Raw genomic sequence first — 20,922 nt, 5'->3', positions numbered from 1 at the left:
CCTACCGCCGAAGCTCGAAGCTGGTCGCGCCGATCTTGACGGTGGTGTTCAAGGGGACAGGAGTCGGAACCGCGAGGCGTATGCCCGCGAGGAAAGTGCCGTTCGTCGAATCGAGATCCTGGATCATCCACTTGTCGTTCCACAGCATCAGCCGGGCGTGGTGGGTCGACGTGTAGTCGTCGCGAATGACAAGACTCGAATCGGCGGAGCGCCCGATGGTGACCGATTCGACGGTCAAGGGGAATTCGGTGCCGGCCTTCGGACCGGAGGTGATCACGAGCCGGGTCGCGTTCTGGGCGGTGGCCTTGTCGCCGGGGCCGAGGTCGATCTTCGCGGCCTGCGCCGACAACTGTTCCGTCGGGGCTGCAGCGGATGCCGGCGGCGGCTGGACGAAGGCGGGGGCGGGCTGCATCACCGGGGCCGCGGCGGGCATCGCAGACGGGAACGCGGCGGCGAGCCCCGCGGACGCGACGGCGGGGGCGCCATCCTTCGGCTGTTTGCGGACCCGCTGGCCGAAGAGGTCGCTGCGGAGGGCGTAGACGATGCCGAAGATGAAGAGCCAGAGCACTAGCAGGAAACCGAGCCTCAGGACGAGCAGGGTCAGCTCGCTGACATTCATGCGGAGGGCCCCCAGAATCCGCCCATGTCGTGGCGTTCGTGCGGTGCGGCCGGCAGGTCGGAACGCTGGTCGGCAGCGGGGGCATCCGCGTGGGCCTGGGCGAGTACCCGGAACACGATGCGGGTGCGGCCGATGGTGATGACCGAATCCGGTTCGAGGATCGCCTGTTTGACGGGGACTCCGTTGAGCTGGGAACCGTTCGTGGAGCCGAGGTCGCGCACCTGCGCACGGGCGCCGTCCCAGGTGATCTCGACGTGGCGGCGGGAGGTGCCGGTGTCGTCGATGGTGATGTCGGCATCCGTGCCGCGGCCGATCACCGTGCTCGACTTGCGCAGCGGATATCGCTTACCACCGACATCGACGACGGGCGTCCAGGTGACGCTGCCCTTGACGGTGGACGAGTCGATCTGGACCATGCCCTCGCTGAGGCCACGGTCGTCGGAGAGGCTAATCGAGATGCCGCCGGCGAACTGGTAGCGCTGCTCGTTGCCGTGCTGCTGGACCAGGTCGGTGAGCTCGTCGATGAGCGCCGGTCCGAGGTTGGTCATGCGCTGGAAGTCGGTGTGGCTCATGCGGACAGTGAAGCGATTGGGCGCGAGGATGCGGTCGCGGGACACCACAGCTGCCTTGGTGTCGAGTTCGCGACGCAGCGCGGAGGTGATTTCCACCGGCTGAAGTCCCGACTTGAAGGTCTTGGCGAATGCGCCGTTTACGGCGCGCTCAAGGCCCTTTTCAAAGTTATCCAGAATGCCCACAGGTCTCCCGATCCGATCCTTTCGGCTATCAGCATGTTACTTGCCTCGCGTGTGAACTCGCCCGCCGGGCACATGGAGCGGGAATTGTCATCCTACGGGAGGCAGCTACGGGTACAGGTTCGGCCGGATTTCGGTCCGGCCTGAAGGCAGTCTCGCACGCCTCGAGCCCCCGAGGGTCACGAGACGGTAAACCGAGTGGATGCCGCACGCCTCTTTCCGCCTCGCCCGGCGGCTGGACGAATGGCGTTCGCACCCTCAATAGTGCTAGCCTCTCTAAGTTCGCGCGAGTGGCGGAATTGGCAGACGCGCTGGCTTCAGGTGCCAGTGTTCGAAAGGACGTGGGGGTTCAAGTCCCCCCTCGCGCACAATGGGTTGATTGCAGTAATGCACATCCCGGTCGGACAAGAAAGGCCCCCGAGAAATCGGGGGCCTTTCGTCATTCCCGGCGCTTACGTCGCCTCACAGCGAGGCCGATCTCGCCCGGGTCGGCTCCATGGGCGCGAAAAAGCGCCCCAGCTGCCTCGAGGAGTTGTTTTCGAGCGTGCTGGAGCGCCGTGTATTGCGGGTGAAAGTGTCGGTGGACCCGGGCCGGGCCGGGCCTAGGTCTTGGTCGGCGACGCCTGGAAGTCGTCCCAAGCGGCGACGCGCTTGTTCTTGCGGTTCTTGCGCCTCTTTCGGAGTAAGAGTTTCCGTGCCTTGCGGTCGGCGCGTTCGTCGTCGGTCTCGGGCCGGAGCATTCCGTGACGGGAAACCGCACCGAATCGGTTGCCAAGCCGACTGTGGCCGCGGGGGTCTCGACCAGATACACGTACAGTTACCCGGCCGCCGCTGGACCGAAACCACACGCTGTGTCCACTGTCGTCAAGCAGGTCGGAACAGCGACGCCGACCATGATGAGCTACGGATCCGACGCGTCAGGGAACACGACGGTGCGACCCGTTCAGACCCTCGCATACAACGCGTCGGGGAAGTTGTCGAAGACGACCGTCGGCGCGACCACCCAAAAGAATGTCTACGACGCGTCTGGCGCACTCCTGATGCGCATTGACACGGCGGCCGGCGCAACCCTTTACCTCGGGGAAACGGAACTCAACCAGGCAGCAGGATCATCCATCGTCACCGGCGTTCGCACCTACAACGCGAATGGGGTATCGATTGCGGAACGAACGAGTCAATCGGGCGGCTCCTCGACGACCCTGAACTGGCTCTCGGCGGACTTGGTCAACACCGCCGTCATGAAGATTGACGCTCTCACCGGCGCGATCACTCGCCGGTATATGGACCCCTTCGGAAACGCCCGTGGAGCCGGAGCCGCATGGTCTTCCAACCACGGATACTTGAACGCACCGACATCTGCCGTGACCGGCCTCACCCATCTGGGCGCCCGGGAATACGACCCCGTCCTCGGCCGATTCATCAGCGTCGACGCTGTACTCGCGCCCGGGAACCCGCAACAGAACAACGGATACAGCTACGCGGGAAACAACCCCATCACCAGGTCAGACCCCTCGGGTAACTGCTACATGGGCAACAACGGTGACCACTACTACCCGGGCGAGTGCGACAAAGGCACTACGGACGGTGGCACCGAGAATCACCACACAACCCCGACAGCGGCCGGGAACTCCACACCCAACGTCCGCGTCTCCAACAACTGTGGCTACGACTCGCACTGCTACTCGCCGAGCTACGCGAAGAACCACACAGCCGACCTGGTGAGCTACGAAGGCGGCATGGCCGTCATGGCCGCCAACCCCGTCGGCAAGAACCCCGGTCTCTACGCCGGTCGAGTCCTCGACGGCGTCGCAGCGGTCTCCGCACCCCTGCTTGCCACATGCATGGCTGACTTCGCACAGCCTCTCTGCTGGGGCGGCGCTCTTGGTGAAGGCGTGGGCGTGCTGAGGGCTGGGCTCGTCGGAGAAGGGGTTGCAGATGTCGGAGCGGTCTCTACTTCAACGGAATTGCTTGCCGTCGAAGAAGTTGCGGGAAAGATCCCGCAAGAAGCATGGGATGTCCTGCCTCGCGTTGACGCCGGGATACCTGCTCCTGCGGGCATGAAGGGCGGTCGGGCTTGGGCTAACCGGGATGGCCTATTGCCGGACGGTGCGAATTACAAGGAGTGGGACGTCAATCCGAGAATCCCGGGACAAGGACGGGACTCTCATCGTGTCGTTACCGGAGACGACCAATCGGCGTGGTACACCTCCGATCACTATGAAAGTTTTTGGAGAATGCGATGAAATCTGAGATTGAGTTGGCCCTTAGGTCCAACCCCGGTCACATGTGGCATTTCGAGGGTGCCGAGGAGTCAGCGATGTCAATTGTGAAATCGCTTGAAGGAGAAGGCTTCCTCGCTCGTGTCGTTCGCGGATCTGAATGTCGAACAAAGAGTGCGCTGCTGAGGGAATTCTCTAACGCGCTGGAGTTCCCTGACTATTTCGGTGGCAACTGGGACGCATGGTGGGAATGTATGACTGACCTCGATTGGTTCCCTCCGACGCGCGGCTTCGTAGTGGTGATCACCGAATCGGGAGAGTTTCTGTCAGGCTCGACGATCAGAGATTTGAAGATCGCTATTGAAGGCCTCGTGTCGGCAATTGACTTGTGGGGAAGGGGCGCTTCGGAGGCCGACCCCTATCGTGAGCAGCCGCCGACCCCGCTACACGTTATATTCCAGGAGTCGACGCCTGCGAGCGATTCAATCATGCGTCGATGTCGTGAAGTTCTTCCGATTAACCCGTTTCGCGAACTGGAGATCCGATAGAACACTGCCCGCGTCCGAAAAAGCATCAACTGCTTGAAGGGGGCGACACCAGGGGCAACAATTCGCGGCCGGCCGGCCGGGCGTCTGTCGATTGGCTATCTCGTACCTGATGGAGTGCTGTTGAAGGTTCACCAGCCGTGATGACTGAATTGGAGAACTGGACTCTCATCGAAGGTCTCGACGATTGGGTCGGCCTCGCGTTCATCGACGCCAGGACTCGACGTATGGCTCCGTCGGCCGACGATGGACAGCGTGAACAACAGGTCGCCAGTGTAGCCTCGTCGCTAGTCAGCCAAGGTCTCATGGATGCGGGCACAGTTCAGGAGCACGTGGGCTTTGTAGCCTGGGAAGGGCCGCGTGAAGGCTGGTCAGACCGGATACGAGCCGAGATTGAATCCGGTGATATTGATTCGTGGGGGTGGGGGATCTGGCTCACGCTTACCGAGGCTGGCGAACAAGTCGCTGCCGAGCTTCTTCCGACGCGCGATGCTACATAGAAACGTCGGGCAGGGTCAGACCTTGAGCAAGAGTGCTCAACAATAGAAGGAAACGCGTCTGCCGCGTGTCCAGCAATGGGCAAGAAGTTCTTCCTAAGGACTCGCAATTTATGACCGCAATCCGTGACCACTTGCCCCTCCCTCTCGATGATCTCGCCAGCCATCTGGAGGCGCACGGTTTCATCCTCACCGAGGACGTCCAAGAGCCCATCTCCTTCGGGGACGGGGTACTGGAGTGGGCACTCAAAGGACGTGCGCGGATTCGTTTCGTGAAGGACCGCGGGCGGTGGTGGATCGAGCTCGGAATGGTTCGAGGGTCCTGGTTCTCTCCGCAGGTTTGCGCGGCCCTCGTCGATGGCACTTGGGCGACGCCACAAGCGTTGAATGTCGAGGAGCAGGCGAACGAGGTGGTTCGATACCTGGGCGAGTTCCTGACGATGCTGGACGAAAAAGATAACGGGGTCCTGGAGACCAAACTCGGCGAAATCCAATCGAGAGCGGCCGAGGAACGGAGTCGCCAGCTGGGCTGGTAGACGGAGTTGGGCAGGGTGTGTGCGTGGCAGTTTCCGTCCTAAGGCTCGTCGAGAGTGGCAAATCTGACGCATCTAATTCTTGTGTGGCGGGACGGTCAACGGTTTACGATCAAGCCATGAGCGATGACTTGGTGAAGTTCGCGATCCCGGCGGAGTTTGTCACGGCGCGGGTTCTGGTGACGCCAGGTGAGTTAGTTCATGGCTACCGTCACGGGTGGCTCAGTGATCGAGCCGTCGTTGACGTGGCCTTGGCTACCTTCGAGGCTGGCGCGAGCTTGCCTTCAGCGGTGGAGGAACTCGCGTTCCTGTTGTCCGACGACCTCGGCCGGGTGCCTGCGCTCGTGGAGGATCTCGCTCGGTCCTCCGTCGATGAACAGGACCCTGGCGAAGTGTGGCTGTTTCTGGCTCTTGCGTGGGTGTGCGAGCACTGCTCAGAGTATTTGGAGCCGCTTCAGGTGGTCGAGATGCTGTACGCGGACTTTAACTACCCGGAGGAGATTGAAGGACTGGTCCGTTTCATGCCCCGGCCTCAGGGTGCGGCGGGCGGGTATGGCGCTATAGAGCAGAGGTGGGAGGATTTCGTGAGTCGCAAGTCCGCCCAGTATCGGGCTCGAGGATCCCAGCCCGCCCTGGCGCGTCACAACGAACGAGGCCACCTGTGAGAGTCCTTGCTTTTCGCAGTTCAGCTCAGCCTGCTCGGCTGGGTTGCAGGGGAGGCTTTCTTGGTCGCGTCCGATGCCACAATGTGCCGGTCGTGCGGGATCGGTAATGGGGATGCGCGGCTATTGGACCATCGCCGGATTTGCGGGGCTCTACCTTGAAGACAGTTGGGTTCTCGACATCGTTGCGCGGCCGGGCGTCCTTGAATTCGTCGTGGATCTGGTGTTGCAGGAGTCCCACCCGTCTTATGAAGCGCCTCAAACTGGCGAGCAATACTGCTATCGCCGTGGGGTTATCCGGTTCGACGCAGTCTCCTCACTGGATTGGAAAGGGCAAGGGGCGGTGCCGGCGGTTGACGCAACGGGCGAGTCGGACTACGGCTCGATTGACGCTCTCGACGCGAGCGACGAGGGCTACGTGCTAGAGGGGGACTTCGGTCGAATTACGGTGACATCTGCCGCGCCGTCTCTCGAGCTTGTGGGTGCCGAGGTCAACTATCAGATTCAAGATCTGGACGCCGGAAGTATTGTGCTCCCACTTCAATCGGGAGGTAGCTTCGGTGTTTGAAGAGTTCTTGACGATCTTCGAGATCACGGATCGACTGCTTGCGGACGACACGAGTTGTGGGGATTCCCGCGCAAAGGGCCTCTTTGAAAGATTTGGCGGGTGCAGCTTCAACGGAGGAATCTATCGGATTCACTCTGCCAAGTCATCGGCGGCCGCATCAGACTCCGTGAGGGAGGCTTTCCCGGACTTTAGAGGCACAGTGCTTTGCTTTGGCTTCGATTGGTTGGGCCGGCAGTTCTCTCTGGACTTTGAACGGGGCTCCCGAGGGGCTCCCGGCGTGGTGATGTTCGAGCCGGGGACGGGGCAGATGCTGCAAATTCCCGCGCCTTTCTCGGAATTTCACGACGGGGAGCTCGTCGAATTCGGATTGGGTGACACTGGTGGGCGGACCGAGATGCTCGACCGAGTTACAAACATTTGGGACTCCAATGGTCGTGGGGTCCGATTCGGGAATGACGGCTCCTTCATGGGCTTCCTGGAGCCACGATGATCCCTGGCTACCGATTGATTCTCGCGAGTGCGGTGGGTTCCCGCGACGGAATGGCTTTGGAACTGGACAAAGACAGTGGCGAGCAGGTCGCCGAGGTATTCGAAGACGACGAGACGAAGGAACGGACCGTAACCATCTTCGGTGAACAGGCAGTCCCGCTCGCTGCCATTGAATGGCTCTTGGCGGAAGCGCGCACTCGCCTGTGAAAGCGCGTGGACACTGGTTTGTAGGTCAGGTCCGGGGCTCGCTGGGGTTTCTCCTAGCCGCCCTCGTCGCGGTCCTGGTCACGTTGTTCGGTGCCGGTACAGCGTCGCCGGTTTCAACGTGAAGTCCGTGTCTGAGTTGCGGACGTCTGGTCTCCGGTATCGAGCTGCTGTGCCGGTGCTTCTGCATTGGCTTGATAGCACGGATGATGTGACCTGCAAGCAAGAGCTGGTCCGCGCTCTGTCAGTGCCGTGGGCGCGTGACGCGGCGCTGGGCCCTCTGGTCGACGAGTTCAAGGCCATTCCAGAGCCAGTAGGTCCTGCAGGCCAGAGTCTGCGTTGGGCGATTGGCAACGCGCTCGAGGTCCTGTGGGATGACGAACGGTTCTTCGATCTACTAGACCTGGCGCGGGAGCGCAGCTGAGGGCGCGGCGGATGCTGAAGCGTCGGTCGCGTCTCGATTTGTCGTCAGCAAGCAGGGAATTATCGAGACCGAGGCGTCAGCGTTGCAGGGGCAGATCGGGGATATCGTTGAGTCCATGCAGTCGACAGGTACCCCGCCGCCGGGTGTTCGCCAAGGTGGTTTACCGGGTAAGCCCGGGGTATACGGCAATAGGAGTGGGGCGCTCCCGGCCCAGCCACAGGGGTACTACAGCGAGAGTGATGTCTGGCCGGGGACGGGTTCGCGTGGCACTGAACGAGTGGTGACCGGAGGTTCGGGCGAGGTTTGGTACACGCCTGACCACTACGGGACATTCCGGTCGTGGCCATGGTGACCCAGTGGATCAATCTGCCTCGCCCGTTGCTGGTCGGGGGACCGGCGGAGCCGTATCTAGTTAACGAGGTGCGACTCTCAGAGCTTCGCGACTTCGTGACCGCTGCTGGCGCGACGTGGGTAACGGTTGACATCGCGAGTGTCGATGGCACAGGCGCCGTGATCGACGCGTTGAAGAGCCGCCTTCCGTTTCCTGATTGGTGCGCCTCGAGTTGGGATTCGATGGAGGATGCCTTTGAGGAGATCCGTCAGAGTTGGAGCTTCCCGCTGGTTGTCACAGTCCAAGGGCTGCGCTCGACGCTGGAGAAAAGGCCGCACGTAGGTCTGGAGGTCGTCCTCCGCCTCAGCGAGCTGTGTCACGCCTTTTCAGTTGCTGGGGATCAGCTAACCGTGGTCTACGTCGACCTCTGGCCTTGAGGGCTGCGGTCGCACAGGGTGCAACAACTCGTCCAGTTTCGAGGGCCAGCGGCCGGAACCAGCGTGCTTGACATCTCAATCGGGAGGTAGCTTCAGTGTTTGAAGATTTCTTGACGATGTATGACATCACGGATCGAATTCTTGCGGACAATCTGTCGAAGTCGGCGGCGATGCTGTTGCTATCGAGACGGGTTCGGGATCACGCGGTCTGGCGACAGGGTCAGTTTCTGAGGTCTTGTCTGGACTTCGAGCAGGACGAACTACTCCTCACCTGGAGGTTGATACCCCCGAGGAAATGCGGCAGGTGTACAGTGAACTGGCCAGAGGAGGAACCCCAGTTCAGTCGGGCTATCCGGGGAGAGCGGTGCTACACAAAGACGGCACCCGCGTCGGGTTCCGAGACGCGAGTGCTTCCGGTGGCGAGACGATTGACGTCCGAATGCCCGATGGTACGACTGTAAAGGTTCACCTTCCATGACCACAGAGCTTGAAGCATGGGTGCTCGCCGAAGGTCTCGACGATTGGGTTCCCCTGGATTCCATCGAAGGAAGGGCCCGGTTCCTCTATCCGACTGCTGACAACGCAGAAATTGAGCGGACAGTTGTGTCGGCTGCTTCATCACTAATTGGTCAGGGTTTGGTGGACGCGGGCAGCGTCAGGGAGCACGTGGGCTTTGCTACCTGGGATGGGCCACCCGAAAGCTGGCCCGAACGGATACGAGCTGAGGTTCAGTTCGGGGAAATCGAGCGGTGGGGATGGATATGGCTCAGGCTCACTCCTCGTGGATTCGAAGTCGCCGCTGCTTCCCTCGCCAAGTGAGGCCGAATCAGAACGCGGATGAAGGCGCTTCTGTGCCCGCTAGGTCCTTCTTGTCACCCGTCGGTATTGAGATGCCTGCGCGCTCGGCACGGCTTCGGACCTTGGCGCGCCGCGTGATCCTGATGACGGATACGAACTGGTTCGGATGATGAATCTGGAGGCGAATTACATGTTTGAATCCGTCTTGACAGCACCCCAAGTTTCAGACCGAGTCTCATTGGAGAATGGGCGGGCAGAGAACGGCGTGGTTGCTGGCCTATTCGAACGATTCGGTGGCTGCAAATGGAGAGGGAACTAGTGGCTGATCTCCTCCCGGTGGAGGACCTCCCGCCCGGCTTCTCTTACCCCTCCTCCTTCGTCACGGTGGTGGAGTTGGGGCTTACCAATCTCGAACCGTGGCATCTCTTGGACGGTGCTCGGCTGCGCGAGCGCAACAGGGGCGTGGCGCGACGGTTCCCGGATCGGGAACTCGTCCCATTCGCGGTGCGCCAGGACAACGACGACGTGGCCTGCTGGGACCTTGCCCGTGGCGGAGACCGCGTTGTCGTGATTCACGATTTCGCGTCCCCAGGTTGGGAAGACCGGGGCGAGTACCCCGACTTCTACGCTTGGCTGCGCCAGGCCATCGAAGACCTCATCGGCTTTGAGTGACCGAAACCGGGCGGTGCCTTACGGTCTTCGGCATGATCTGTGACTGTACGAGCCGGAGCCGGAGCCGGACGAGGGAGCCGAGCTGAGCGTCTGCGTGGAACAACTCGTCGAGGTCGCGCTGGCTCAGACCGAATGCGGTGGCGCCAGAAGGTCATCGGGGGTCGCAGAGTCCGGTGCTGAGTCAGCGGGCGCTTTGGTTTCGCTCGGTTGGCAGAGCATGACAATGATGATGATTGCCCCGAGGACGGGGAGCAGTGCGAGAAAGAGGGAGGCCCATCCGTAGCCAGCATCTCGAAATCGGCGGACGGTCACGGCAAGTGAGGGGAGGAGGGTACCTAGTGACCAAACGAGCGGGAAGTTGGTGCTTCGTCCGTTGATTGCCATGTCGAGTCCGACGATGGAGTATCCGACGACCGTAGCGAAGAGAGTCCACCACCAGTACTCGGATCGACTGGCGACGCCGTGAAACTGGGCGTACTTCTTGAACACTGTGGAAACTGCCTGACCCAAGTTCACGTGTATTTCCCCACTCTGCGGGCGCATTCCAAGGAAGCTGCAATGTCGCACGACCCCCGCTGCCAGAGTATCGACGGGGGCGCGTTCTGAACTCGGCGCGGTCAACCCCAGTTCGAGGGACGTCGGCCGAGTCGCGGGTCTGGGCCGCGAAAGTGGAGGATTTTCGGCAAACCGGCGGAGGATCCGCGTGAACACGGTCCGAAAGCGCCCCCGGGGCGTAAGGGCTGCATGGAGGTCTTTGAGAAAGGCAATCAACCCACAGTGGGTTGATTGCCAAATAGGTTGAATCTATTTGCGAAACCCGGTTCGGACAAGAAAGGCCCCCGAGAAATCGGGGGCCTTTCGTCATTCTCGGCGCTTACGTTGTCTCTCCGCGAGGCCGACTCCGTTGGGACGCCTCTTCCGGGCATGAAAAAGCGCCCCAGCGGACTCGAAGTGGTGTTTTCGAGCGTGCTGGAGCGCCGTGTAGTGCGAGTGAAAGTGTCGGTGGACCCGGGCCAGGCCTAGGTTTTGGCTGGCGACGTCTGGAAGTCGTCCCAGGCGGCGACGCGCTTGTCCTTGCGGTTCTTGCGCGTCTTCCGGAGCAGGAGCTTGCGTGCCTTGCGGTCGGCGCGTTCGTCGTCGGTCTCTGGCCGAAGCATGTCGTCGCGGAACTTCTGCAGCTTCCGGAGGTTGCCGGCGACGACGAGGATGCTCACGAGCAGGTACTGGGCGGTGGAGCCGCGGACGCGTCGCCGGCTGGAGTCGCCGATGGCTTCGTGGGAGCTGTCTTTGAGGAAGCCGTTGGCGCCTTCGATGGTGTTGCGGTCGTGGGAGTAGATTTCCTGCCACTCGTTGCTGCCGTACTGGTAGTGCTGGGCGAGCTTCGCTCCTGCGTCGAGTGGGACGCTCACCGAGGAGGCGTTGGTGCAGATTCTGTCCGGCTTAGCAGGCGGGTTGTAGATGGTCGTCAGGGCGTCGTCGACCTTTGTGCAGCCGTTCTCGACGAGCGGGCACCTGACGGTCGCGCCGGGTCCGCGGGCGGGGCACATCATCGGGACGCGTCCCTTGGCGTCGGGCTTCTCTTTGGGGCGCAGCATGTACTGGCGGCGTTCGACGATGCGTTTTCGCCAGGTGGCGGCGTTGATTTCCTTCGCGCGGGAGAGGACGGTCGCGTTGATGAGGCCTTCGGGCATCGACGGGCAATAAAGCGCTCCTTCGCCCTGGATGGAACCGGCATAGCCGTCCTTGAGACCAAGCTGGAGGTCGAGGTAGTCGGTGACGACGGTGTAGCCGAGCATCCGGAGGGGCATCTGGAACTCTTCGGGGAGGGCGGCGACGTGGTACCCGCGGTCGCCGGTGGCGCGGCCGGCGGGGTGCCCGCGCTCGGCGACGCTCTCGAAGATGTGGCGCGCGGTGCGGATGAGCGCTGTCCCCGGGATGTTAGAGCCGATGCCCGCGACCAGGAGCGGGTATCCGGGGAGGGTTTTGGGGTCGTGTTTTTAGGTTGTCCGTCGAGTATCTGCCATGGCACTAGGAGCCGTTCTGATTGGAACGGTAGCTGCCACGCCGGCCGTGGGTGTCGAAGTTGCTGGGACCAAAGTGGCCGTGCAGGAGCAGCTCCAAGCGGCGATCACTTCTGAGGTGGAACACCGGAATGCACAGGCCCTTTCGACTTCAAGCCCTCAACTGCTGGAGCTATCCAAAGCCAAGACATTCCGTACTTCCGAACAGTCCAAGAAGGTTGCCGTTGAGGACGGCCAGCTTCGTGAGCAGCGGGACCTCCTTTCGCGCTTCGATGAAGATTTCACCCAATTCAGCTCGGCCGTTGCCCTGGATTCCGTGAGTTCGAGTGGCACTTCTAGTACGGTGCAATTCACGGAAACTACCATGATGCAACGAACCGCAGATTCCAGCGGCCAAGCTCGCCCTGACTACGGATACGTCTTCCATGCGACCGCCGTTCTGGAGAAGCAAGGTGGCGCGTGGCTGGTGGCAAGTGTCAGCCACGACGACACCACTAACGACCTGCCAGAAACGGTGCTTCCCAGCCAGGCCGTTCTGGCCGCACGGGCAGACGGTTCAATCGAGAAGAAACTAAACAAGCAAAAAGCTGACGTGGCAGCGCGGATGTCAGCCCGTTCGATGAGCCCCAGTCGCTCGGAGATACTTCGACCCCGGTGTCGCTTGGAGCAAGTCGGACCGCGGTCGCAAATTACGCGTTGACATATTGGGAAAATCACAATCCCGCGTATCGGTCGATTCCCGACAACTGCACCAACGTCGTCTCGCAGGCACTGGCGGCCGGAGGATGGTCGCAGGTCGATGGCTACTACACTCAAAACAACGCGTGGTGGTACGACGCCATTCTGCCGATTCAGACTTACACGTGGGTCAATGCTGAGGATCTTTATCAGTTTGGAAACGTCAATGCGAATAGGTTTCACAGGACCGACTATCTCGAGCCTTATCTTGCCGGGGACATTGCATTCTTCCAGTGGTACACGGAACAGTCCGACCGAATGGATCATGCAGCCGTGATCACATGGGTCGATGCCTCAGGGATGCCCTACTTCACCGAGAACTCCAATGACCACGTCAACAAGTCGAGCGCTGCCATGCTGGCTGAACACCCAATAAACGACGTGTGGTCAGCTTACGATATCTAATGAAGATCACATCCGGAGTGCATCGTCGACAGGCGCAGCGAGTGCGTGCGTGCGTGGTCCTAGCGGTAGCAGGATTGGTACTCTCCGGGTGCACTGCATTCGATGATCCGACGACGTTCTTCTTGCCCCCAGAGGGATTGTTGCCCCCAGACGGATCCGCTACGGAACTCCGTCAGCAGGTGATCGCGGCCATTGACGGCGGGGACGAACGGGCGCTTGCAGATCTCTTCGCGTCCGCACCGTCACCCTCTGCCGAACACGCGGCCATGGTCTTCGACGAGTGCTCCAAGATCTCTCCCGATGGACGCGAAATGAGCAGCGATACCGACGTCACCCCGAAGGTGATGACAGTCCAATTGGTGGGTAAGGCGAAGCAAGGGTCAGCGTCGGGACAATCGTGCTCGTTTGCATTGATCTGGACGGGTGCGGGCCCGTGGGATCTCGAAATCGGCAGCCCTCCTCCGAGTGCGTGACGTTAGTGTGGGATGTCGCGCTGGGCGAGTCTTGCAGAGCGAAGTGAACACCGGTAGGCGTCCGCAGCTAAATGCGCCATATGTATGAGGTGTTGTTGCCCGCGGTCCCGCGGTCGCGCTCACGGTACTGCTCGCAATCGGCGTCGGCTATTCGAGCTGGGGGCCAAACTCAGCACCACTTCTGGGCGTCTTCATCGGGCTGGCCTCCATCCTGGCGCTGGCACTTGCCCGAGCCTCACGATGGAAGTTCAACCCGCTCTTTACCGAATCCGGATACTGGTAGCGAGTCGGCATTTGGATGTGGCACGTGAAGCAGCTTCGGCACGCGAAGCATCTAGTTTGCAAAGTTGATGGAATTTGAAAGTAGAGGATTTTCGAGAGGCTGGCGGAGGATCCGCTCAGGCGCGGTCTGAAATCGGCCCGTAGGCAGCGGGGATACAGGGGTTCTTTCGAGAAAGGCAATCAACCCACAGTGGGTTGATTGCAGCAATGCACATCCCGGTCGGACAAGAAAGGCCCCCGAGGAATCGGGGGCCTTTCGTCATTTCAGAAGGCGAAGACTTCCTCGTGCAGGCGCGCGGGCGGATGTCCGGCGTACTTCAGCGCCGCCCGGACCGACCTGGACAGGCCGCGCGACGCACACACGTAGACGTCTCGGGCGGCAACATCGGGCACGAGCCGCGTCAGGTTCGCGGCGGTCATCTTGTTTTCGGGATCGGCGGACGGCCCGATCATCCACACGATCGAGGCACCGCGCATCCGGGCGATTTCCTCGAGCTCGTCGCGGAAGATCACATCGTCTTCGTGGGAAGCCCGGTAGAGAAGGCTCAGCGAGCCGTCACCGACCTCGAGCTCTTCGAAGAGGGCGCGCATGGGAGTGATTCCCACGCCGCCGGCGATGAGCAGAACGGATTCACGCGTGCGTTTGCGTTGCGTCATGGCCCCGTAGGGCCCCTCGGCAAGCACGCGCGTGCCCGGACGGAGGGAGTGAAGCGAGTGGCTGCCGTTCCCGAGGGCCTTCACAGTGATCCGAAGCAGGTCATTGCCGGGAGGTGCAGACAGGGAGAAGGGGTGAGCGGAGCGCCAGACCCCCGGCGCCAGAAAACGCCAGCGGAAGAACTGGCCGGCTTCGACGCGCAGCTCGTCGATGTGCCGCCCGCGCAAAATGACACTCACGACGCCGCTCGCCTCGGGAACCAGACGTTCGATCCGCAGCCGGTGCCGCCAGGCGTGCTCGAGTGGCTTGAGAACGCGGTAGCGAAGCACAAGCCCCAGGGCGAACACGAACAGTAGAGTCCAGGCGACTTGGAGCCCTGGCCTGCCCGCGAGGTCGGGACCGGCCAGTTCATGCGCAAACGAAAGCGCCAGGGCGAGATAGCTGAGCAGGTGGATGCCGTGCCACGTCTCGTAGGAGACCGAGCGCCGGGCTGCCCGGACCGACATGACCGCGATCACGCCGAACAGGACCGTTCCGACGGAGGCCGCCACCAGTCCGGGCATGCCCAGGACGGCAAGGGTCGCCGTGAAGGCATCCTCCCAGTGGCTGAGCATCCAGGAATGCACGGCTGCGACCGCATGAACCAACAGGAGGACGATGAAGACGCGACCGCCCACGGCGTGCCAGCGAGCGAGCCGGTCGGCCCCGATCGAGCGTTCGAGAAACGGTGCGCGCGACATTAGGACCACCATCACCGTGACGACATATCCGGCCAGGAATCCCGTGGTGTGAGCGACGATGGCCGAGCCGAACTGGACGGGCGGGCGTAGGTCGACGAAGGCGAGTGCCGCCGCGAGGCCGGCACCGATCATGATCAGTGTTTTGATGAGCGCGGCCGCACCGAGCGGCCGCTGCGATTGTCGATGACCCGTCACGGATGGCTGTCCGGCACGATCGCAGGAGCGGCCGGGGAAACCTCCGGAGCTGCCGCCACCATTGCCGCCGCTGAAGCGGTCATCACGACAACGACGGCCACGGACGTGAGCCAGTTCATCGCGGTCCACGCGCTACGGGAAACGCGGGAGTCGGTCACTCGGTGGTGGGGTGCAGCCGGTCCGCGGGTGCGCCGGTGGGCCGGAACTGAGGTCATGGTCCTTCCTCCAGGGTGTGACTAGACGAGCGGAAGTTTCCTCATCGTGCGACCGAAGGTGATGACGGTGCTGCGATGCGTCTTGTGACAAAACTGGGTTCAATTGTGGTCCGCAACCCGAAATTCCGGCAGTCACCGGTGAGATCCACACGAGATCCACAGGTTCGTGAGGATTGCTCAACTCAGATGATTTCTACGGTGTAGCGTCCGGGTTGACGATCAGGAAGTCGCTCAACCGGGTCCATCCTTCTGGAACGTCATCGTTGCTCTCGACGACCCGTGCTCCGCCGGTTCCGCTTCCTGACGTCCACATCCCGTCCGCGGAACCGCAGGAAGAATTCGAAGGACCGTCCGGTAGCTTGACGACCATCAAGCAGAAGCCCGGGGTGCCTCGTTGCGGATCCGTGTACTTGGAGACGAAGTAGTTCACATCCCTGTTGCTGCCGACGAACCGACCGGATGCAGCGTCGATCCCGGTACTCGCGGCCTTGAGCACCGAAGGGAGCGCGTCTTCGGGACCGGGTTTCTGGGCCAGGAACAGACGGATCTCCGTTGTGGAGTCATTGGCCACACAGCTTGTCAGGCCGAGGCACGACGCAGAGACCATTGCTGCCGCGATCCATACCCTTCTGGTCGCTCTGACATGAATCACGGCTAGCCCCCGCCCGCTTGAACCACGCTGTACGTCTTCGTGGGAAATCTAGCATGTCAGCGGCCGATATTGTCGGTTCGACCAGCAACTTAGATCGAGTGTCCCACTTGCCGTCTACGGGTTCACCGCCATCAGGCTCGCCCTTGCCTCCTACCGGCTGCTTACCCACATGGGAGTACTCCCGGCGTAGTGAATTCGTAGGTAAGGCGCGTTTCTGCGCATGGATTCCGTAAGGACAGCGGCGGCCGTATAGCTCCGGGATGACGCTGGATGGGTGAACAGCGCTCGAATGGACCTCTCGGAACTCACGCTCAGTCGGTGGCTCTCGCCGCTCCTCGACGGGCGTTGCCGATGGGGCAGCTACACGGTTTCGGCGGGTCGCTACGGCAGCACGAGTCAGCGGCTCGTGTTGTATCCAGCGGGGATCTCCGCACGGCAGCGCCGACGCGTTCGTGTGTGGCGGGGCTGGCTGGTGCTCGGCCTGGTGGCCACGTTCGGCGTGTTCGCAGCGCTCGTTGAGGCGGGTGCACCGAGACTCCTCGTGATCACAGCCTGCATCGGGTTTTACGTCGCGAGCACGGTCGCCGTCGCCCGCGCGGCCGGATCGATTCGTCGGTGCGTTCTCGAGCTGACGGTCGTGAGCTCCAGCCTCACCCCCGACACGGGGCTCTCCGCCGAATCCCGTTATCTGGCGGGGCTCGCCTCGACATTGCTGATGGCCGAAGAGTCACTCGCCTGCGGAGCGTCGTCTCCCGCGGATCACGAACTGGTGTGGTCGTCCGCGTATGCCGACGCCCAGCACCACCTCGGCGCCGGGCGCTGATAGCGGCCGGGACGTCGACAGCTTCTTAGGGCAGGGGGCCTCGGCGGGCGACGGCGCCGGCGAGCATGGCGTGCAGCAGTGGTAGCACGGACACACCCATGAGCACCGTGCCGAAGACGACATCGTCGGCACGGAGCAGGATGCCGCCGATCAGTAAGGCGGTGAAGAGGACCGCAGAGATGATCCGTCGCCCTGTTCGCTCGAGACTGCCGAGCCGACGCTCGATCCGCGGCGTCTGCACCGTGAGATTACCCTCTTCGACCCGCGTGATCAGGGCGTCGAGGCGTCCAGGCAGCCGGGCGATGATGCCGGCGGCCGACGCCGTGCGCTTCGCGATGTCTTGCACGAGGTTTCCGCCCTCGGCCCGGATCAGCTGGGCGGAGTACGGCTCGACGGCGTTCCAGATGTTGAAGGCCGGGTCGAGGGAACTGCACATCCCGCTGGTCAGCGACATGGCGCGCACGATGAGAAGGAAGTTCTCCGGGAGCTGGACCGGCAGGGTGCGCACGACATCACCGAACTCGTTCGCGAAAGCACGGAACTCACGCGGATCGACGTCCTGAAGCTCGGCGAAACCCATCCCGCCGAACCGGGCGAACAGTGCCGTCAGGGCCCGTTCGAGCTCCGCGGTGTCCGCGGAGGGCAGGAGCACACCCACCTCGCGAATGCCGTCCACCATGCCCTTGCCATTGCGGGACGCGGCGGCGATGAGCAGGTTCCGGAGTCCCCGGCGCAGGGCATCGGGTACCTCGCCCATCATGCCGAAGTCGATGAACGTGAATTTCCAGGCCCGGCCGGGGGCATCCGCTGTTGTGGCGACATCCGCGGATGCGAGCGGGGTGACGAAGATGTTGCCCGGGTGCGGGTCGGCGTGGAAGTAGCCGTTGACGAAGAGCTGGTCGAACATGACGGCCGCGAACTCGGTGGCGACTTCGGCCGGGTCGATGCCCGCAGCCCTGAGCCCGTCGACGTCGTTGATCTTGATGGCGGTGACGTCCTGCAGGGTCAGTACCCGCCGGGTGGTGCGCTCCCACACGAGGTCGGGAACGCTGACGCGGGCGTCGTCCGCAAAGTTCCCCGCGAAGCGTTCGGCGCTCGCGGCCTCGTGCAGGTAGTCGATCTCCTCGAGGCTCGTCACCGCGAACTCCTCGACGAGGACAGGCATGTCGACCCGGTCCGAGACGAGGCGAATGTGGCTGAGCCAGCCGGCGACGCGGCGCAGTGCCCGGAGGTCGACGTCGACGATCGCGCCGATGCCCGGCCGCTGAATCTTCACGACGACGTCGAGCAGGCCGGTCTCTTCAGCATCGAGCGCCGAGAGCCGCGCCCGGTGGACCTGACCGAGGGATGCCGCGGCGAGCGGGATCGGATCGACGAACGAGTACGCCCGCTCGAGTGTCACACCCAGTTCGGCTTCGGCGAGGGCCCGGATGGCCGGGAAGGGCACGGCGGGGACCTCGTCCTGCAGGCCCTCGAGTTCCTTGGTGATCTCCGGCGGCAGCACATCGAGCCGGGACGACATGAACTGGCCGACCTTGATCATCAGGCCGCCCAGGTCGACCGCGAGCACGTGGAAGCGCTGCGCGATGCGCTGGAGCCGCGCCGAACGATTGCGCGCCGAGAGCCGGGCGAGGCCGATCCGGGGCAGGAACAGCTCGTACCACCAGGTCTGCACCAGGTAGCGCGCGGCGAAACGCAGGATCCTGCGGTAGCGGGCGCGCATGACCCGATCGTCGGTGATCTGAGCTCCTGGACGTCGGCGTTCTTCGGGCACCCGTTCAGTCCTGGGCGAGGATGGAGTACAACTGGCGACGCGCTTCGTCGAGCACGGCCACGGCCTTGTCCACCTGTTCCGGACTGCCGGAGCGCCCGACCTGCGCGGCCGCCTGGGCCAGGCCGATGCCGGCCTTGGGCAGTGCCGTTGCCCGGCCGCTGTCGCGGGCACCCGGGGCCTCCCAGGGGGCGGAGGTCTCTGCGGCGGCATCCGCCACCGCGCGACCCTCGTCGGTGAGAGCGTAGGTCTTGCGACCGTTGGCCTCCTCGGCCGTGATGAAGCCCTCGTCGGCGAGCAGCTGAAGCGCCGGATAGACCGAGCCGGGGCTCGGCTTCCAGGCGCCATTGCTGCGCTCCTCGATCTCGTGGATGATCTGGTAGCCGTGCATCGGCTGCTCCAGGAGGAGTGCGAGCACCGCGGCACGGACGTCGCCGCGCCCGACCCTCGTGCCGACCTTCTGCTCGAACTGGCCGCGCAACTGCTCCATCGCTTCCCAGATGGCGTTGCCGGCCCAGCCTTCGCCGGGTCCGCCCTTGCGTCCCGGAAATCCGTCTCCCATAAATGAACCACTCATGATGACCTCCTCAGCGCCGTACCAAAGCTCGACGATAGCTAACGATATAACGTTCAGCGCTGAATTCGTTGGACGGATTCGGCGAGCCCGACTTCGTCCATGGCGAGGGCGCGCGAATCGGGCAGGCCGGCCGCGAGTCGCGCGAGTGCATGTCCAGGGGGTACCTGCAGCCACCGCGTCACACCGCGCTCGGACAGGATGCTCGTGGCATCGCGCCAGCGGACCGGGTGGTCGATCCCGAGCCATAGTTCGCGGCGCACCGCGGCGGCGGTGAAGAGGGTCTGCCCGGTCACGTTGCCGGCGAGCGGAATCCGCGGCCGGTCGACCTCGGTATCGGCCAGGGCCTCGCGGACGGCATCGGCCGCGGGAGTCATCAGGCTGGAATGAGCGGGGACCAGCACGTTGAGGCGCACGACGCGCTGCGCACCTGCGGCGCGCACGAGCTCGGCAACCCGGTCGAGCCCGGGATTCGTCCCCGAGGCGGCGATCTGGGCGGCGGAGTTGACGTTGCTGCTCCAGACCTCGAGGCCCTCGGCGCGGGCCTGCTCCGCGGCATTCTCGACGGCTTGTTCGGCCAGTCCCTGCACCACGATCATGCCGGAGTGCGGCGGGCTTGCGGCTCGCATTGCTGTGGCGCGCAGGTCGACCAGCCGGACGGCATCCGTGAGATCGAGGCTGCCGGCCGCCACGGCCGCGGCCCAGAGGCCGATCGAGTGGCCGGCCAGATAGTCGGCCTTCAGTCCGACGTCGACCGCGGCGCGGTACCAGGCCGTACCGGCCAGCAGCAGACACAGCTGGGTGGCGCGGGTATCGTCGAGCCTCTCGGCGCTGTCCAGGTCCAGGGGGTCCTCGGGGAGCGCTCCCCGAGCGCAGTCGAGCACCTCGACGCCGGTCGCAGGCAGCGAATGCAGCATCCCGGGGATCTGTTCGCCTTGCCCGGGAAAAATGACGGCGGTCATCGGCATGAGAGGCTCCAGGGATTGAGGACGAGCCGGGGCCCGTCGATGGTTCTGAGGGCGACCGGGTGCAACCCGGCCTCGCGAATCCACTCGTCGAGGGCGACGGCGCCCAGCGGCGTCTCCACCTGCAGATCGACGGGGACAGCGGCGGCAGACAGCACTCCGGCGGCGGCGTCCGCGGCGGCGCACCGGTCGAGGGGCTGCGGCGCCAGGATCGTGATGTCGATATCGCTGTCGTTCCGTGCCGTTTCGGCGCCGGTGACCAGCTCGAAGGCGAGGCTTCCCGTCACCCCCCAGGCGTCGGGAAAGAACTCGTCGAGAATCGCGCCCGCGCGCTGTAGGCCGAGGAACGGCCGGAGCCCCGCGCGACCAGGGCGTGGTGACCGCGGGACGCCCTGCGGGCGCACCAGCTCCACGATGTCGGAGCTCGGGACGAGGGCGGGCCAACGCTTGTCGCGGGTGTCGCCGCGGATGCCGACGGGAACGAGATCCCCGTCGGCGGGGCTTCGGCGAACGACCGCCCACCCGCCGCCGGGACCGCCGAGCGCAGCGTCGACCCAGCCGGGCCTGGGCGCATCCGCCGGGCAGCTCGTGAGCGCGGCCGTCGTCGCTACGCGCACAAGATCATGTGTGCGCGGCGACGACGGGAGGCGGAGAAGCGGCACG

27 protein-coding genes and 1 tRNA gene are annotated in these 20,922 nt (G+C 63.4%); 16 read left to right on the top strand and 12 right to left on the bottom strand.

Annotated features, from left to right (window positions below; genetic code table 11):
- Position 1: 1 nt before the first annotated feature.
- Both E3O44_RS10910 and E3O44_RS10905 read right to left on the bottom strand, forming a co-directional pair.
- Positions 2-619, bottom strand: coding sequence for an FHA domain-containing protein FhaB/FipA (locus tag E3O44_RS10910; protein ID WP_134534746.1), 618 nt, complete (start codon positions 617-619; stop codon positions 2-4).
- Positions 616-1,374, bottom strand: coding sequence for an FhaA domain-containing protein (locus E3O44_RS10905; RefSeq protein WP_134534745.1), 759 nt, complete (start codon positions 1,372-1,374; stop codon positions 616-618). Before E3O44_RS10905 ends, E3O44_RS10910 begins: the two co-directional genes overlap by 4 nt.
- Positions 1,375-1,655: 281 nt before the next feature.
- Between E3O44_RS10905 and E3O44_RS10900 the strand changes: the two genes are divergently transcribed.
- A tRNA-Leu gene (locus tag E3O44_RS10900) sits at positions 1,656-1,739 on the top strand.
- Positions 1,740-1,973: 234 nt separating this feature from the next.
- Here E3O44_RS10900 and E3O44_RS19230 read toward each other — a convergent pair.
- Positions 1,974-2,111 carry a hypothetical protein gene (locus tag E3O44_RS19230; RefSeq protein WP_166792617.1) on the bottom strand — a complete coding sequence of 46 codons (138 nt, stop codon included), beginning with the start codon at positions 2,109-2,111 and terminating at the stop codon, positions 1,974-1,976.
- Between the two features lie 111 nt (positions 2,112-2,222).
- Here E3O44_RS19230 and E3O44_RS10895 point away from each other — a divergent pair, with 111 nt between their 5' ends.
- The 12 genes from E3O44_RS10895 (at position 2,223) to E3O44_RS10840 (ending at position 9,750) form a co-directional block, all read left to right on the top strand.
- A complete protein-coding gene (locus E3O44_RS10895; RefSeq protein WP_134534744.1) occupies positions 2,223-3,614 on the top strand; it encodes an RHS repeat-associated core domain-containing protein in 1,392 nt (463 codons plus the stop codon).
- 74 nt (positions 3,615-3,688) lie between these two features.
- Positions 3,689-4,138 (top strand): barstar family protein, encoded by a 450-nt coding sequence (locus tag E3O44_RS10890; protein WP_166792616.1) that lies wholly within the window; start codon positions 3,689-3,691, stop codon positions 4,136-4,138.
- A gap of 137 nt (positions 4,139-4,275) precedes the next feature.
- Positions 4,276-4,635, top strand: a complete 360-nt coding sequence (locus E3O44_RS10885; protein WP_134534742.1) for a hypothetical protein — start codon at positions 4,276-4,278, stop codon at positions 4,633-4,635.
- A 110-nt stretch (positions 4,636-4,745) separates the two neighbouring features.
- Positions 4,746-5,168 carry a hypothetical protein gene (locus E3O44_RS10880; protein WP_134534741.1) on the top strand — a complete coding sequence of 141 codons (423 nt, stop codon included), beginning with the start codon at positions 4,746-4,748 and terminating at the stop codon, positions 5,166-5,168.
- Between the two features lie 116 nt (positions 5,169-5,284).
- On the top strand, positions 5,285-5,830 hold the full coding sequence (locus tag E3O44_RS10875) for a DUF2247 family protein (RefSeq protein ID WP_134534740.1): 546 nt from the start codon (positions 5,285-5,287) through the stop codon (positions 5,828-5,830).
- 106 nt (positions 5,831-5,936) lie between these two features.
- Complete coding sequence (locus tag E3O44_RS10870; RefSeq protein WP_174775067.1) at positions 5,937-6,395, top strand: hypothetical protein; 459 nt, start codon at positions 5,937-5,939, stop codon at positions 6,393-6,395.
- Positions 6,396-6,881: 486 nt separating this feature from the next.
- Entirely contained in the window at positions 6,882-7,091 is a 210-nt protein-coding gene (locus E3O44_RS10865; RefSeq protein WP_134534739.1) for a hypothetical protein, read from the top strand.
- A gap of 169 nt (positions 7,092-7,260) precedes the next feature.
- Entirely contained in the window at positions 7,261-7,512 is a 252-nt protein-coding gene (locus tag E3O44_RS10860; protein ID WP_134534738.1) for a hypothetical protein, read from the top strand.
- A 115-nt stretch (positions 7,513-7,627) separates the two neighbouring features.
- Positions 7,628-7,864, top strand: a complete 237-nt coding sequence (locus E3O44_RS19985; protein ID WP_420897927.1) for a ribonuclease domain-containing protein — start codon at positions 7,628-7,630, stop codon at positions 7,862-7,864.
- Positions 7,858-8,280, top strand: a complete 423-nt coding sequence (locus tag E3O44_RS10850; protein ID WP_420897926.1) for a barstar family protein — start codon at positions 7,858-7,860, stop codon at positions 8,278-8,280. The genes E3O44_RS19985 and E3O44_RS10850 overlap by 7 nt, the downstream gene beginning before the upstream one ends.
- Before the next feature lie 474 nt (positions 8,281-8,754).
- Positions 8,755-9,099 (top strand): hypothetical protein, encoded by a 345-nt coding sequence (locus tag E3O44_RS10845; protein WP_134534735.1) that lies wholly within the window; start codon positions 8,755-8,757, stop codon positions 9,097-9,099.
- A 297-nt stretch (positions 9,100-9,396) separates the two neighbouring features.
- Complete coding sequence (locus tag E3O44_RS10840; RefSeq protein WP_198415893.1) at positions 9,397-9,750, top strand: hypothetical protein; 354 nt, start codon at positions 9,397-9,399, stop codon at positions 9,748-9,750.
- 123 nt (positions 9,751-9,873) lie between these two features.
- Here the strand turns inward: E3O44_RS10840 and E3O44_RS19980 are convergent, their stop codons facing one another.
- Together E3O44_RS19980 and E3O44_RS10830 are read right to left on the bottom strand one after the other, a co-directional pair.
- The gene (locus tag E3O44_RS19980) at positions 9,874-10,293 is read right to left on the bottom strand and encodes a DUF805 domain-containing protein (protein WP_134534733.1); all 420 of its coding nucleotides are present in this window, start codon (positions 10,291-10,293) and stop codon (positions 9,874-9,876) included.
- Between the two features lie 476 nt (positions 10,294-10,769).
- The gene (locus E3O44_RS10830) at positions 10,770-11,558 is read right to left on the bottom strand and encodes a hypothetical protein (protein ID WP_134534732.1); all 789 of its coding nucleotides are present in this window, start codon (positions 11,556-11,558) and stop codon (positions 10,770-10,772) included.
- Between the two features lie 214 nt (positions 11,559-11,772).
- Between E3O44_RS10830 and E3O44_RS10825 the strand changes: the two genes are divergently transcribed.
- Complete coding sequence (locus E3O44_RS10825; protein ID WP_134534731.1) at positions 11,773-12,471, top strand: hypothetical protein; 699 nt, start codon at positions 11,773-11,775, stop codon at positions 12,469-12,471.
- The gene (locus E3O44_RS10820; RefSeq protein ID WP_166792614.1) at positions 12,468-12,914 is read left to right on the top strand and encodes an amidase domain-containing protein; all 447 of its coding nucleotides are present in this window, start codon (positions 12,468-12,470) and stop codon (positions 12,912-12,914) included. Before E3O44_RS10825 ends, E3O44_RS10820 begins: the two co-directional genes overlap by 4 nt.
- A 1,019-nt stretch (positions 12,915-13,933) precedes the next feature.
- Here the strand turns inward: E3O44_RS10820 and E3O44_RS10815 are convergent.
- The 3 genes from E3O44_RS10815 to E3O44_RS10805 form a co-directional block, all read right to left on the bottom strand.
- The gene (locus E3O44_RS10815; RefSeq protein ID WP_134534729.1) at positions 13,934-15,196 is read right to left on the bottom strand and encodes a ferredoxin reductase family protein; all 1,263 of its coding nucleotides are present in this window, start codon (positions 15,194-15,196) and stop codon (positions 13,934-13,936) included.
- 59 nt (positions 15,197-15,255) lie between these two features.
- A complete protein-coding gene (locus tag E3O44_RS10810; protein ID WP_134534728.1) occupies positions 15,256-15,474 on the bottom strand; it encodes a hypothetical protein in 219 nt (72 codons plus the stop codon).
- Positions 15,475-15,667: 193 nt separating this feature from the next.
- A complete protein-coding gene (locus E3O44_RS10805) occupies positions 15,668-16,081 on the bottom strand; it encodes a hypothetical protein (protein ID WP_134534727.1) in 414 nt (137 codons plus the stop codon).
- A 319-nt stretch (positions 16,082-16,400) separates the two neighbouring features.
- On the opposite strand from E3O44_RS10805, the gene E3O44_RS10800 reads away from it, so the two are divergent.
- Positions 16,401-16,949, top strand: a complete 549-nt coding sequence (locus tag E3O44_RS10800) for a DUF6611 family protein (protein ID WP_134534726.1) — start codon at positions 16,401-16,403, stop codon at positions 16,947-16,949.
- 25 nt (positions 16,950-16,974) lie between these two features.
- On the opposite strand, the gene E3O44_RS10795 is transcribed toward E3O44_RS10800, so the two are convergent.
- Genes E3O44_RS10795 through E3O44_RS10780 form a run of 4 tightly spaced genes read right to left on the bottom strand, consistent with a single transcriptional unit; the run spans position 16,975 to position 20,921 of the window.
- The gene (locus tag E3O44_RS10795) at positions 16,975-18,672 is read right to left on the bottom strand and encodes an ABC1 kinase family protein (protein ID WP_134534725.1); all 1,698 of its coding nucleotides are present in this window, start codon (positions 18,670-18,672) and stop codon (positions 16,975-16,977) included.
- A gap of 55 nt (positions 18,673-18,727) precedes the next feature.
- Positions 18,728-19,297 carry a PadR family transcriptional regulator gene (locus E3O44_RS10790; RefSeq protein ID WP_134534724.1) on the bottom strand — a complete coding sequence of 190 codons (570 nt, stop codon included), beginning with the start codon at positions 19,295-19,297 and terminating at the stop codon, positions 18,728-18,730.
- 53 nt (positions 19,298-19,350) lie between these two features.
- The gene (locus E3O44_RS10785; protein ID WP_166792613.1) at positions 19,351-20,256 is read right to left on the bottom strand and encodes an ACP S-malonyltransferase; all 906 of its coding nucleotides are present in this window, start codon (positions 20,254-20,256) and stop codon (positions 19,351-19,353) included.
- Positions 20,253-20,921 (bottom strand): malonate decarboxylase holo-ACP synthase, encoded by a 669-nt coding sequence (locus E3O44_RS10780; protein WP_134534722.1) that lies wholly within the window; start codon positions 20,919-20,921, stop codon positions 20,253-20,255. Before E3O44_RS10780 ends, E3O44_RS10785 begins: the two co-directional genes overlap by 4 nt.
- Position 20,922 lies beyond the last annotated feature (1 nt).

The sequence above is a fragment of the Cryobacterium algoricola genome, from assembly GCF_004402485.1.
Lineage (GTDB): Bacteria > Actinomycetota > Actinomycetes > Actinomycetales > Microbacteriaceae > Cryobacterium > Cryobacterium algoricola.
This window is presented reverse-complemented; position numbering and strand designations above follow the sequence as displayed.

Bases quoted from the DNA above. Each gene is read 5' to 3' on its own strand.
- E3O44_RS10790 (WP_134534724.1), bottom strand. From the start codon at position 19,297: ATGAGTGGTTCATTTATGGGAGACGGATTTCCGGGACGCAAGGGCGGA.
- E3O44_RS10845 (WP_134534735.1), top strand. From the start codon at position 8,755: ATGACCACAGAGCTTGAAGCATGGGTGCTCGCCGAAGGTCTCGACGAT.
- E3O44_RS19985 (WP_420897927.1), top strand. From the start codon at position 7,628: ATGCAGTCGACAGGTACCCCGCCGCCGGGTGTTCGCCAAGGTGGTTTA.
- E3O44_RS10910 (WP_134534746.1), bottom strand. From the start codon at position 619: ATGAATGTCAGCGAGCTGACCCTGCTCGTCCTGAGGCTCGGTTTCCTG.
- E3O44_RS10830 (WP_134534732.1), bottom strand. From the start codon at position 11,558: ATGCCCCTCCGGATGCTCGGCTACACCGTCGTCACCGACTACCTCGAC.
- E3O44_RS19980 (WP_134534733.1), bottom strand. From the start codon at position 10,293: ATGCGCCCGCAGAGTGGGGAAATACACGTGAACTTGGGTCAGGCAGTT.
- E3O44_RS10865 (WP_134534739.1), top strand. From the start codon at position 6,882: ATGATCCCTGGCTACCGATTGATTCTCGCGAGTGCGGTGGGTTCCCGC.
- E3O44_RS10785 (WP_166792613.1), bottom strand. From the start codon at position 20,256: ATGACCGCCGTCATTTTTCCCGGGCAAGGCGAACAGATCCCCGGGATG.
- E3O44_RS10825 (WP_134534731.1), top strand. From the start codon at position 11,773: ATGGCACTAGGAGCCGTTCTGATTGGAACGGTAGCTGCCACGCCGGCC.
- E3O44_RS10890 (WP_166792616.1), top strand. From the start codon at position 3,689: ATGTCAATTGTGAAATCGCTTGAAGGAGAAGGCTTCCTCGCTCGTGTC.
- E3O44_RS10875 (WP_134534740.1), top strand. From the start codon at position 5,285: ATGAGCGATGACTTGGTGAAGTTCGCGATCCCGGCGGAGTTTGTCACG.
- E3O44_RS10795 (WP_134534725.1), bottom strand. From the start codon at position 18,672: ATGCGCGCCCGCTACCGCAGGATCCTGCGTTTCGCCGCGCGCTACCTG.
- E3O44_RS19230 (WP_166792617.1), bottom strand. From the start codon at position 2,111: ATGCTCCGGCCCGAGACCGACGACGAACGCGCCGACCGCAAGGCACGG.
- E3O44_RS10810 (WP_134534728.1), bottom strand. From the start codon at position 15,474: ATGACCTCAGTTCCGGCCCACCGGCGCACCCGCGGACCGGCTGCACCC.
- E3O44_RS10805 (WP_134534727.1), bottom strand. From the start codon at position 16,081: ATGGTCTCTGCGTCGTGCCTCGGCCTGACAAGCTGTGTGGCCAATGAC.
- E3O44_RS10815 (WP_134534729.1), bottom strand. From the start codon at position 15,196: ATGATCGGTGCCGGCCTCGCGGCGGCACTCGCCTTCGTCGACCTACGC.
- E3O44_RS10870 (WP_174775067.1), top strand. From the start codon at position 5,937: ATGGGGATGCGCGGCTATTGGACCATCGCCGGATTTGCGGGGCTCTAC.
- E3O44_RS10850 (WP_420897926.1), top strand. From the start codon at position 7,858: ATGGTGACCCAGTGGATCAATCTGCCTCGCCCGTTGCTGGTCGGGGGA.
- E3O44_RS10880 (WP_134534741.1), top strand. From the start codon at position 4,746: ATGACCGCAATCCGTGACCACTTGCCCCTCCCTCTCGATGATCTCGCC.